Source organism: Citrobacter sp. UYEF32 (assembly GCF_040546205.1).
GTDB classification, from domain to species: domain Bacteria; phylum Pseudomonadota; class Gammaproteobacteria; order Enterobacterales; family Enterobacteriaceae; genus Phytobacter; species Phytobacter diazotrophicus.
The window spans coordinates 269426-282127 of the sequence record NZ_JBEPNI010000001.1; the positions used below are offsets into that span (position 1 = coordinate 269426).

Sequence of the window (12702 nt, forward strand, 5' to 3'; positions counted from 1 at the left end):
CATCAGGCTCCCGTTCTTCGTTAACCCAGAAACTGGATTACATGTTCGCGATGATCGCGTCGCCAAACTCTGAACATTTCAGCAGCTTAGCGCCTTCCATCAGACGTTCGAAATCGTAGGTCACGGTTTTGGCCGCGATAGCGCCTTCCATGCCTTTCACGATCAGGTCTGCGGCTTCGAACCACTGCATGTGACGCAGCATCATCTCAGCGGAGAGGATAACGGAGCCCGGGTTCACTTTGTCCTGGCCCGCATACTTCGGCGCAGTACCGTGAGTAGCTTCGAACAGCGCACATTCGTCACCGATGTTAGCGCCCGGTGCGATACCGATACCGCCTACTTGGGCTGCCAGGGCGTCGGAGATATAGTCACCGTTCAGGTTCATACAGGCGATAACGTCGTATTCAGCCGGACGCAGCAGGATCTGTTGCAGGAACGCATCAGCGATCACATCTTTGATGATGATCTCTTTGCCGGTGTTCGGGTTTTTGATCTTCTGCCACGGGCCGCCGTCGATCAGCTCACCACCGAACTCTTCGCGAATCAGCTGGTAGCCCCAGTCTTTGAACGCGCCTTCGGTGAACTTCATGATGTTGCCTTTGTGTACCAGGGTCAGAGAATCGCGATCGTTGGTGATAGCGTATTCAATAGCCGCACGTACCAGACGTTTGGTGCCTTCTTCGGAACACGGTTTGATACCGATACCGCAATGTTCCGGGAAGCGAATTTTCTTCACGCCCATCTCTTCACGCAGGAATTTAATCACTTTCTCTGCATCAGCAGAGTCCGCTTTCCATTCGATACCGGCGTAAATGTCTTCGGAGTTTTCACGGAAGATAACCATGTCGGTCAGTTCCGGGTGTTTAACCGGGCTTGGCGTGCCCTGGTAGTAACGTACCGGGCGCAGACACACATACAGGTCCAGCTCCTGACGCAGGGCAACGTTCAGAGAGCGGATACCGCCACCAACCGGCGTGGTCAGCGGGCCTTTGATGGCAACGCGGTATTCACGAATCAGATCGAGAGTTTCAGCGGGCAGCCAGACATCCTGGCCGTAAATTTGGGTAGACTTCTCACCGGTGTAAATTTCCATCCAGGAAATTTTACGCTCGCCTTTATAGGCTTTCTCCACAGCGGCATCGACCACTTTCAGCATCGCAGGGGTAACGTCGACACCGATACCGTCACCTTCAATGAACGGGATAATCGGGTTATTCGGAACGTTCAGCTTGCCGTTTTGCAGGGTGATCTTCTTACCTTCCGCCGGAACAACTACTTTGCTTTCCATTCACCTCTCCTTCGAGCGCTTCTGGTTGTTACTGATTTTTGTTAATGAATTGTAATTAGCCTGTCAATACTACCTGATAGTTGGGTTCCATGAAAGGCAATCATGTTTCAGTTATAATGCGGCAATTGATAACCACTGAAAATACCATGAAGAAAACTTCTTTTAGAAATCACCACCCTGAGCGATTCAGCTCACGACAAGCTACTAAGCCGCGACGCGAAAACCAGCCAAAGCGGGTGATTTTGTTTAATAAACCCTATGATGTTTTGCCGCAGTTCACCGATGAGGCCGGACGCAGTACGCTTAAAGAGTATATACCTGTTCAAAATGTATACGCGGCGGGGCGTCTGGATCGTGACAGTGAAGGTTTACTGGTGTTAACCAACGACGGTGAATTGCAGGCAAAACTGACGCAGCCGGGGAAACGTACCGGGAAAATCTATTTTGTTCAGGTTGAAGGAGAGCCGGGTGAAGAGGCGCTGGCAGCGTTGCGCGACGGTGTCACCCTGAATGATGGCCCTACCCTGCCCGCCGGCATTGAACGAGTTAGTGAGCCAGAGTGGCTGTGGCCGCGCAATCCCCCCATTCGCGAGCGGAAATCCATTCCCACCAGTTGGCTTAAAATCACGCTTTATGAAGGCCGCAATCGCCAGGTCCGACGAATGACCGCACACGTTGGTTTTCCCACTCTCCGCCTCATCCGTTATGCGCTGGGTGAATATACCCTTGATGGGCTGCCCAATGGCCAGTGGCGAGAAGTGAAATAAACGCGTTGTTTATACTGAATAATTCCGCAAACTAATCATTAACTGAAATTTGTCATGGATGAGGAGAAGGTATGTTGTTACGGGTTGCGGCTTTTTTGCTGCTCTGCGCTGTTTCGTCATCATGTTTTGCTAATGAAACTTGCGAGACCATCGGTGGGAGGGCCGCAGGCGAAGCAGATTATCTCTTCGAGGTCGCAAAAGTGACCAGCCCAGACCGGTTGCACTTTTATTCTGCTCCCGGCTCGGAATGCCAGCTTCCCGCTTTTTTAGTCAACGGCGATACCGTTGAAGTCCTGCGAAGCTCGGTCTTATACGGGAAATCAGGCGGGGTCTCCCCCACTCATCCTTTTCGCTATGTACGCTACCGGGATGCCAACGGCGCATTTGTCACCGGCTGGGTGACGGCCGATGAGTTGACCACCCAGCCCCCCTCGTTGCCGGTCAGCCATGAATGCCAGGCGTGGGCAGACGACACCTTGCGTACACGCGTGCGCGAAGCCCCCTCGGCCAATAACCGATACCGCGTTCAAGGTCAGGCGCGCGCATGGTTTTACACGATGCCCAATGAAAAGTGCCGTAGCTCGTCGGTCTTCCTGGTGCCGGGTGATAGTGTTTCCGCTCAGGAGCAGTCCGAGGATGATTTTCTTGAGGTGAACTGGTACGGTCCCGATCATCGCATCATTCGCGGCTGGCTTAAAAAATCACAGCTTGCGCCCATTGACGAAGGCGATCGCTATCGCGACGACATTAACCCGCTCTCTGTCGATAAAGCCACGCGTATCGCCACGCTTTCCCTGCGCACCGATTATCACTGTGTGTTTTATGAAAGCTGGAACGCGCAAAAAGAGATTCAGATTATCGTTCGCGAAGATCACCAGTCGGCGCTGTGCCGTGGCAGTGCGGATAGCGAGACGTCTCCACCGGTGGCCTATATTAGTATCAACAAGCAGAGTGGCGAGATCAGTTGGCCGGATATGGCCGATGGCTTTGATGAATAACTTTGATAAACAAAGAGGAAAGTATGTTTAAACCTCATGTCACCGTCGCCTGCGTCGTCCATGCGCAGGGCAAGTTTTTGGTCGTAGAAGAGACAATCAGCGGCAAGGCACTGTGGAATCAGCCTGCCGGCCACCTGGAGGCCAATGAAACGCTGGTGCAGGCTGCAAAACGCGAGCTGTGGGAAGAGACGGGTATTCATGCCACGCCCGATGCCTTTATTCGTATGCATCAGTGGATAGCGCCGGACAAAACACCTTTCCTGCGTTTTCTGTTTGCCGTCGATCTTGAAGACATCTGCGCCACCGAGCCGCACGACAGTGATATTGACCGTTGCCTGTGGGTCAGCGCTGATGAGATCCTGAACGCGAAAAACCTGCGCTCCCCGCTGGTCGCAGAAAGTATTCGTAGCTGGCAAACCGGTACACGTTATCCGTTATCGGTGATTGGCGAATTTAACTGGCCTTTTAACTAAGCGTCAGGTTTTGACAACAGCCGCGCCTGCGCGGTTGTTGTGTTTTCCCCGTTGTGCCCGTCAACAACACCTGGCTGAATTAATACCAAAGCGAAATATTTAACCGCAACTTAACCCACCAGAAGTAACGCTACACTCGCTATATTCCTTCACGTTCCGCGCACGTCGGCGATTACTCCTGCTACACATCCCCTTTTTTGTGCATTTTTACGCCAAAGCGGCTGCATTTGTAACAACTAAAGATCAAAAAACATACGCCGATAGACATCAAGGAAGGCAGCCCCGATTTGCGGGATTGTAATGGCGCTACACGTTGAGATCAGAGGTACGGTGATGGCAAGACAGTATGTTCAAAAAAAGATGAGTACCCGCGCGCAAATGTTGCTCACAGGTGCGTTAACCATCACTCTCGGCTTTGTTGCAACCATTGGCGTGCTGAGCTGGCAGTCCAGCAACGAGCAAAAATCATTAGCAGAAAAATACTTACATCAGATTGCGCAGAGTGAGGCCCTGAAAATTCAGCAAGACCTTAACTATGCGCGCGATGTTGCGCATAACCTCGGTCACAGTCTGATTGCCTTACCGGCAGCCGGGATAACGGATCGTCAAGTCGCCGATAAAATGATGGAATCCGCTCTGCGCGATAATCCTGATTACCTTTCCATCTCGGTGATTTTTGAAGAAAACGCCTTTGACGGAAAAGATGCGGATTTTGCAGATAAGCCCGATCAGGCGCCGAAGGGGCGTTATGCCTTCTTCGTTGATCGCGACCAGTCTGGCAATTTCAAGATGCACCCCCTGCTCTCTTACCTGACGCCAGGCCAGGGCGATTATTACCTGGTGCCGCAAAAATCTCAGAAAGACACGCTGATTGAACCCTATAGCTACGCTTACAACGGCGTACCGACGCTGTTGACATCCGTCGCCGCCCCGGTGGTCAGTCAGGGCAAACTGCATGCTGTGATCACCTCGGATATCTCACTTGCCTCATTGCAGGAAAAAGTAAATCAAATTAAACCCTGGGAAGGTGGCGGCTACGCCGTGCTGTTGTCTACCGCAGGCAAAGTTATCTCTTATCCTGATAAGAAAATGACCAGTAAACCCTTTCCGGGCAACACCAATAACTTCTCTTCACAGGTTGTGGAACAGCCTGATGCTATCCTCGGTGAGGATGCTTTAGTGACCTGGCAGCCGGTGTCTATCGGCAACAGTACCGACAAATGGTATCTGGGTGTCGTCGCACCGGTCAGCCAGGTGATGGCAGCGGCCAACCGTCAGTTGATGAACGCTATCATTCTGATGGTACTTAGCATTCTGCTGGTTAGCGCCTTACTGGGTATCGTCTTTAGCCGCAAAGTATTGAAACCGATTGGCGGCGAACCGCTGGAAGCGGCAACCATCGCGCTGGCCGTCGCAGACGGCAAACTGGATAACGAGATTAACGTCAAATCTGGCGATCGCCATAGCCTGTTCTTCGCGCTGCAGACCATGCAGGCACAACTGCGTCAAATCGTCGGGCAGATCAAAGATGCCAGTGATTCTGTACGTCAGGGTGCGGGGGAGATTGTCAGCGGCAACATTAACCTCTCTTCGCGTACAGAGCAGCAAGCCGCAGCGCTGGAGCAAACTGCCGCCAGCATGGAGCAGTTCAGCGCAACGGTGAAACATAACGCCACCAACGCACATCAGGCCACGGCACTGACAGCAAATGCAACGCAGATTGCCAGCCGGGGTGAAGCACTGGTCGGCCAGGTGGTTAAAACCATGTCGCAGATTGATGACAGCTCGAAAAAAATCAGCGACATCACCACCATGATCAACAGTATCGCCTTCCAGACCAATATTCTGGCGCTTAACGCCGCCGTCGAAGCTGCGCGCGCTGGTGAACAGGGGCGCGGTTTTGCCGTGGTGGCTTCCGAAGTGCGTAACCTTGCGCAGCGCAGCGCCAACGCGGTGAAAGAGATTGCCGCATTGATTGAAGAGTCGAGTCAGCGCGTTGAGAACGGCGTTCAACTGGTTAATGATGCCGGGAAGACAATGCAGGAAATGACCCAGGCGGTGAATTCCGTCCAAACCATCATTAATGAGATTGTTGTCGCCTCTGATGAGCAGGCCAAAGGCATTAGCCAGGTGACGATTGCGGTTAATGAGATGGATGGCGTCACCCAGCAGAACGCCTCACTGGTGCAAGAGATGGCGGCGGCGGCAAGCTCCCTCGAAGAACAGGCACAGCAGCTTGCCCAGAGTGTCGAGCAGTTCAGCATCGACGATCAGCGAGCCGCCTGATACAACGCGTCAAAACGCATGAGTTAACATAAACCCCGGCCTCGCTGGGGTTTATCGTTCCGTGCCCCGTTCCAGACGAACAATCACGCCATAAGCGCTCACGGCAGGCCAGGTTAGCGGTAATTTCCGCCCGACTTGTTGCGGATTGGTAATATGCAGGGGTGCCTGCGCGGCGAGTGCGTGATAGAATACGCCGCCTTGAAGTTCAATGTCGTGAGTATTCTATGTCTGATAGCCCAAAAAAAGTGATCGTCGGCATGTCCGGCGGTGTCGATTCTTCCGTATCTGCCTGGCTGTTACTGCAACAGGGTTATAAGGTGGAAGGCCTGTTCATGAAGAACTGGGAAGAGGACGACGGCGAGGAATACTGTACCGCGGCGGCCGATCTGGCCGATGCGCAGGCCGTATGCGACAAACTCGGTATTGAACTCCACACCGTAAACTTTGCCGCAGAATATTGGGATAACGTGTTTGAACACTTCCTGGCGGAATATAAAGCCGGGCGCACGCCTAACCCGGATATTCTGTGCAACAAAGAGATCAAATTTAAAGCCTTCCTCGAATTTGCCGCCGAAGACCTGGGCGCCGATTATATCGCGACCGGTCACTATGTCCGCCGGGCTGATGTCGACGGTAAAAGCCGTTTGCTTCGCGGTCTGGATGGCAACAAAGATCAGAGCTATTTCCTCTATACGCTTGGCCATGAGCAGATTGCGCAAAGCCTGTTCCCGGTCGGTGAACTGGAAAAACCCGAAGTGCGCAAAATCGCCGAAGAGTTGGGGCTGGTCACCGCGAAGAAAAAAGACTCTACCGGTATCTGCTTTATCGGCGAGCGCAAATTCCGCGAATTTTTAGGCCGCTACCTGCCTGCCCAGCCGGGCAAAATCCTCACCGTTGACGGTGAAGAGATTGGCGAGCATCAGGGGCTGATGTACCACACGTTGGGCCAACGCAAAGGGTTGGGGATTGGCGGAACCAAAGAAGGTACCGAAGATCCGTGGTACGTGGTCGATAAAGATGTGGAAAACAATATTCTGGTGGTCGCGCAGGGGCACGATCACCCACGTCTGATGTCCGTTGGGCTGATTGCCCAGCAATTGCACTGGGTTAATCGCGAACCGCTGGTCGGTACGCTGCGCTGCACCGTGAAAACCCGTTACCGCCAGACCGATATTCCGTGCACCATTACTGCCCTGGATGATGACCGCATTGAGGTTCGTTTTGACGAGCCGGTTGCTGCGGTGACCCCAGGCCAGTCTGCCGTTTTCTATAGCGGCGAAGTGTGCCTTGGCGGCGGTATTATCGAACAGCGTATCGCGCTGCCGATTTAATCGACGAGACTGAGATAGCGAATCAAGGAGCGAGTGTGGCTAAGAATTACTACGACATCACCCTGGCGCTGGCGGGCATTTGCCAGTCCGCCCGTCTGGTGCAGCAACTGGCGCATCAGGGACATTGCGACGCCGACGCGCTCCATGTCTCTCTCAACAGCGTCATCGATCTTAACCCGGACTCAACCCTGAGCGTTTTTGGTGGCAGCGAAGCAAACCTGCGCACCGGGCTGGAAACGCTACTCGGCGTACTTAATGCCAGCAGCCGTCAGGGGCTGAATGCCGAATTGACCCGCTATACTCTTAGCCTGATGGTGCTGGAGCGCAAGCTGGCGGGCCACAAAGACGCCATGAATACGCTCGGTGACCGTATCGCTGGTTTGCAGCGCCAGCTTGAGCATTTTGATCTCCAGTCGGAGACGCTGCTTAGCGCCATGGCCGGTATTTATGTGGATGTGATTAGCCCGCTCGGGCCGCGCATTCAGGTGACCGGTTCGCCTGCGGTGCTGCAAAGCCCGCAGGTCCAGGCGAAAGTTCGCGCCACGCTGCTTGCAGGTATTCGTGCTGCGGTGCTGTGGCATCAGGTTGGCGGTGGCCGCCTGCAATTAATGTTTTCCCGTAATCGCCTGACCACTCAGGCCAAACAAATTCTCGCTCATTGTTAACCTCCCGGAGTTCTGAACTATGGAATTATCCTCACTGACCGCCGTTTCCCCTGTCGATGGACGCTACGGCGATAAAGTCAGCGCGCTGCGCGGGATTTTCAGCGAATTCGGTTTGCTGAAATTTCGTGTACAAGTCGAAGTACGCTGGTTACAAAAGCTGGCGTCACATGCAGCGATCAAGGAAGTTCCTGCTTTTGCTGACGACGCAAACGGTTTCCTCGATAAAATCGTCGCCGACTTCAATGAAGAAGACGCGGCGCGTATCAAAACTATCGAGCGCACCACTAACCATGACGTGAAAGCGGTCGAATATTTTCTGAAAGAAAAAGTGGCGGATATCGCGCAATTACACGCGGTCTCTGAATTTATCCACTTCGCCTGCACCTCAGAAGATATCAATAACCTCTCCCACGCCTTGATGCTGAAAACCGCGCGTGATGAGGTCATCCTGCCTTACTGGCGTCAGGTGATTGATGCGGTGAAAGACCTCGCCGTGCAGTATCGCGATATTCCTCTGCTTTCTCGTACTCACGGACAGCCGGCTACGCCGTCTACCATGGGGAAAGAGATGGCTAACGTGGCATACCGTATGGAACGCCAGTATCGCCAGCTAAATCAGGTGGAAATCCTCGGCAAAATCAACGGTGCGGTGGGGAACTACAACGCCCACATCGCCGCTTATCCGGAAGTGGACTGGCACCAGTTCAGCGAAGAGTTTGTGACCTCTTTGGGTATCCAGTGGAACCCGTACACCACGCAGATCGAGCCGCATGACTACATTGCAGAGCTGTTTGACTGCATGGCGCGCTTTAACACCATCCTGATCGACTTCGATCGCGATGTGTGGGGTTATATCGCCCTGAACCACTTCAAACAGAAAACCATCGCCGGCGAAATTGGTTCTTCCACCATGCCGCACAAGGTGAACCCGATTGACTTCGAAAACTCCGAAGGCAACCTCGGCCTGTCGAATGCGGTGTTGCAGCACCTGGCCAGCAAACTGCCGGTATCCCGCTGGCAGCGCGACCTGACCGACTCCACTGTACTGCGTAACCTGGGCGTTGGCGTGGGCTATGCGCTGATTGCCTATCAGGCAACCCTGAAAGGCGTGAGCAAACTGGAAGTGAACCGCGACCGTCTGCTGGACGAGCTGGATCATAACTGGGAAGTACTGGCAGAGCCGATTCAGACCGTTATGCGCCGCTACGGTATCGAAAAACCGTATGAGAAGCTCAAAGAGCTGACTCGTGGTAAACGTGTGGATGCCGAAGGCATGAAACAGTTTATCGATAGCCTTGCACTGCCGGAAGACGAGAAAGTTCGCCTGAAAGCGATGACCCCGGCAAATTACATTGGCCGTGCCATCACCATGGTCGATGAACTGAAATAACCCCTTCCTGCTGCCTGTCGCCCTCTTTTCATCAGGAAAGAGGGCTTCCTTCCTCTCGGTTTAACAAATGTTTATCCCTGCCGCCCGAGAATCAGCGTTAAACTATTCGTATTGAAAATATAAGGAGAGTTAAGACGATGCGCGTACTCGTTGTGGAGGACAATGCCCTGTTGCGTCACCACTTAAAAGTTCAGCTTCAGGAACTGGGACATCAGGTCGATGCCGCGGAAGATGCAAAGGAAGCGGACTATTTTCTTAATGAACACGTGCCTGATATCGCCATTGTCGATCTCGGCCTGCCCGATGAAGACGGCTTATCGCTGATTCGCCGCTGGCGCAGCCATGAGGTCTCTCTGCCTGTTTTGGTCCTGACCGCGCGTGAAGGCTGGCAGGATAAAGTCGAAGTACTGAGCGCAGGTGCCGATGATTACGTCACCAAACCTTTCCATATAGAAGAAGTTGTGGCGCGCATTCAGGCCCTGATGCGCCGTAACAGCGGTCTGGCCTCACAGGTTATCTCTATGCCGCCGTTTCAGGTGGACCTCTCGCGCCGCGAAATGTCGATCAGCAGTGAAGTGGTTAAACTGACCGCGTTTGAATACACCATTATGGAAACCCTGATTCGCAACAGCGGCAAAGTGGTCAGCAAAGATTCGCTGATGCTCCAGCTCTATCCCGATGCCGAACTGCGCGAAAGCCACACCATTGATGTCCTTATGGGACGCTTGCGTAAGAAAATCCAGGCACTCTATCCCGCAGAGGTGATCACCACGGTACGTGGCCAGGGTTATCTCTTCGAACTGCCCAAATGAGACGTTTAATGCGGCATTTTCTGCCGCTCTCGCTACGGGTTCGTTTCCTTCTGGCGACCGCCGCCGTCGTGCTGGTGCTCTCCCTCGCCTATGGCATGGTTGCCCTTATAGGCTATAGCGTCAGTTTCGATAAGACCACGTTTCGCCTGCTGCGCGGTGAAAGTAACCTGTTCTATACCCTTGCCCGCTGGGAAAACAACACCCTGACTGTCGACCTGCCCAACAGCCTCAATTTACAAAGCCCGACTATCACGCTGATTTATGACAAAGACGGCAAACTTATCTGGGCGCAACGTGATATCCCGTGGCTGGCAAAACGTGTTGACCCTGCCTGGCTTCAGGCCGATGGATTCCATGAAATCGAAGCGGATGTGGACGACTCCAGCACGCTGGTCGATAACGATGAGTCGGTGGTGGAGCAGTTCAATGCGATTCGGGAAGATGACAACACCTCGGAGATGACCCACTCGGTGGCGGTCAATCTCTATCCTGCCACGGCGCGGATGCCGCAGCTCACCATTGTCGTTATCGATACCGTGCCCATCGAACTCAAACGCTCCTGGATGGTGTGGAATTGGTTCATCTATGTCCTGGCGGCAAACCTGTTGCTGGTGATCCCACTGCTATGGATGGCAGCCTGGTGGAGCTTGCGCCCTATCGAAGAACTGGCGAAAGAGGTGCGCGAACTGGAGGAGCATCACCGTGAGAATCTGAACCCGGCCACCACTCGCGAGCTTACAAGCCTGGTGCGTAACCTCAACCGCCTGCTCAAAAGCGAGCGCGAGCGCTACGACAAATACCGGACCACCCTCACCGACCTGACACACAGCCTGAAAACCCCGCTGGCAGTGCTGCAAAGTACGCTGCGTTCGTTACGCAGTGAAAAGCTGAGCGTCAGCGACGCCGAACCGGTAATGCTGGAACAGATTAGCCGCATTTCTCAGCAGATTGGTTACTATCTGCATCGCGCCAGCATGCGCGGTGGCAGCGGGCTGCTCAGCCGTGAACTTCACCCGGTCGCCCCGCTTCTTGATAGCCTGACCTCGGCGCTAAACAAAGTGTATCAACGAAAAGGGGTGAATATCAGCCTCGATATCTCCCCGGAGATAAGCTTTGTCGGTGAGAAAAACGACTTTATGGAAGTGATTGGCAACCTCCTGGACAACGCCTGCAAATATTGCCTCGAATTTGTCGAAGTATACGCAAGGCAGACCGACGAGAGCGTGCACATCATTATCGAAGATGATGGTCCTGGGATCCCGTTATCCAAACGTGAGGTGGTCTTTGATCGTGGTCAGCGCGCCGATACGCTACGTCCGGGCCAGGGGGTGGGGTTATCCGTCGCACGCGAAATCGTAGAACAATACGACGGGCAAATCCTGACCAGCGAAAGTTTACTCGGCGGGGCAAAAATGGAGGCCATCTTTGGCCGCCAGCAGCCGATAAGCGGCGATAATTAACGCATTCAGTCAAAATAACACGGCCTGTCCCACGCAGGCCGTCCACCATCCGTTATACTCCGACTCAAACTAACGTTTGGGGAAACAAACATGGACTATAACATCAACCTTAACTGGCCGGATTTTATCGAGCGCTACTGGCAAAAACGCCCGGTGGTACTGAAACGCGGCTTTGCACAATTTATCGATCCCATTTCCCCTGACGAACTGGCCGGTCTGGCCATGGAAGATGAAGTCGACAGCCGCCTGGTAAGCCATCTTGATGGCAAATGGCAGGTCAGCCACGGGCCTTTCGAAAGTTATGACCATCTGGGTGAAAGCAACTGGTCGCTGCTGGTGCAGGCTGTGAACAACTGGCATGAACCGACCGCGGCGCTGATGCGTCCTTTCCGCGCCCTGCCCGACTGGCGCACCGACGATGTGATGATTTCGTTTTCCGTGCCCGGCGGTGGCGTTGGCCCGCATCTCGATCAGTATGATGTTTTTATCATTCAGGGTACCGGCCGCCGCCGCTGGCGTGTTGGTGAAAAGACGCCAATGAAGCAGCACTGCCCGCACCCGGACCTGTTACAGGTCGATCCCTTCGAAGCCATTATTGATGAAGAGATGGAGCCGGGCGATATTCTCTATATTCCGCCAGGATTCCCGCACGAAGGCTATTCGCTGGAAAACTCGATGAACTACTCCGTTGGCTACCGAGCCCCCAGCGGACGAGAATTAATCAGCGGTTTTGCCGATTATGTGTTGCAGCGCGAACTGGGCAGCCAGCGTTATACCGACCCGGATGTGCCGTCACGTGAACACCCGGCGGATGTGCTACCGCAAGAGCTGGACGGCCTGCGCCAGATAATGCTCGATCTGATCAATCAGCCAGAGCATTTCAATGAGTGGATCGGTGAGTTTATTACCCAGTCGCGTCATGAACTGGATGTCACGCCGCCGGAGCCGCCCTACCAGCCTGATGAGATTTACGATGCCCTGAAACAGGGGGACAAGCTGGTGCGTTTAGGTGGTCTGCGTGTATTACGTATCGCGGGCGAAGTGTTCGTTAACGGCGAGCGGATTAACTCCCCACACCGCCCGGCACTCGACGCCCTGGCAAATCACATTGTTCTGAATGATAGCGTCTTTGGCGATGCGCTCGAAGACCCGTCCTTCCTCGCGATGCTTGCCGCGCTGGTCAACAGCGGATACTGGTTCTTTGAAGACTAAGCCATAAAAAAGCCGGGCAA

Annotated in this window: 11 protein-coding genes; 10 read left to right on the plus strand and 1 reads right to left on the minus strand. The window is 53.8% G+C overall.

Annotation, left to right across the window (positions count from 1 at the left end; translation table 11 throughout):
- Window positions 1–37: 37 nt before the first annotated feature.
- Entirely contained in the window at window positions 38–1288 is a 1251-nt protein-coding gene (gene icd / locus ABIB59_RS01345; protein ID WP_041851685.1) for an NADP-dependent isocitrate dehydrogenase, read from the minus strand.
- A 116-nt stretch (window positions 1289–1404) separates the two neighbouring features.
- On the opposite strand from icd, the gene rluE reads away from it, so the two are divergent.
- The 10 genes from rluE to ABIB59_RS01395 all read left to right on the plus strand — a co-directional run bounded on the left by rluE (window position 1405) and on the right by ABIB59_RS01395 (window position 12682).
- Entirely contained in the window at window positions 1405–2055 is a 651-nt protein-coding gene (gene rluE, locus ABIB59_RS01350; RefSeq protein ID WP_354033732.1) for a 23S rRNA pseudouridine(2457) synthase RluE, read from the plus strand.
- Between the two features lie 71 nt (window positions 2056–2126).
- A complete protein-coding gene (locus ABIB59_RS01355) occupies window positions 2127–3053 on the plus strand; it encodes an SH3 domain-containing protein (protein WP_125124366.1) in 927 nt (308 codons plus the stop codon).
- 23 nt (window positions 3054–3076) lie between these two features.
- Window positions 3077–3526 (plus strand): NUDIX hydrolase, encoded by a 450-nt coding sequence (locus tag ABIB59_RS01360; protein ID WP_041851688.1) that lies wholly within the window; start codon window positions 3077–3079, stop codon window positions 3524–3526.
- A gap of 333 nt (window positions 3527–3859) precedes the next feature.
- Entirely contained in the window at window positions 3860–5812 is a 1953-nt protein-coding gene (locus ABIB59_RS01365; protein ID WP_079496548.1) for a methyl-accepting chemotaxis protein, read from the plus strand.
- Between the two features lie 188 nt (window positions 5813–6000).
- Entirely contained in the window at window positions 6001–7143 is a 1143-nt protein-coding gene (gene mnmA, locus ABIB59_RS01370; protein WP_354034147.1) for a tRNA 2-thiouridine(34) synthase MnmA, read from the plus strand.
- A gap of 35 nt (window positions 7144–7178) precedes the next feature.
- Window positions 7179–7808, plus strand: coding sequence for a high frequency lysogenization protein HflD (gene hflD / locus ABIB59_RS01375; RefSeq protein WP_041851690.1), 630 nt, complete (start codon window positions 7179–7181; stop codon window positions 7806–7808).
- A 19-nt stretch (window positions 7809–7827) separates the two neighbouring features.
- Window positions 7828–9198: an adenylosuccinate lyase gene (gene purB, locus ABIB59_RS01380; RefSeq protein WP_041851691.1), complete on the plus strand. Its 1371-nt coding sequence runs from the start codon at window positions 7828–7830 to the stop codon at window positions 9196–9198.
- Between the two features lie 137 nt (window positions 9199–9335).
- Entirely contained in the window at window positions 9336–10010 is a 675-nt protein-coding gene (phoP, locus tag ABIB59_RS01385; protein WP_041851692.1) for a two-component system response regulator PhoP, read from the plus strand.
- A complete protein-coding gene (phoQ, locus tag ABIB59_RS01390; RefSeq protein ID WP_354033735.1) occupies window positions 10007–11470 on the plus strand; it encodes a two-component system sensor histidine kinase PhoQ in 1464 nt (487 codons plus the stop codon). The genes phoP and phoQ overlap by 4 nt, the downstream gene beginning before the upstream one ends.
- A gap of 90 nt (window positions 11471–11560) precedes the next feature.
- Complete coding sequence (locus tag ABIB59_RS01395; protein WP_354033737.1) at window positions 11561–12682, plus strand: ribosomal protein uL16 3-hydroxylase; 1122 nt, start codon at window positions 11561–11563, stop codon at window positions 12680–12682.
- Window positions 12683–12702: the final 20 nt, after the last annotated feature.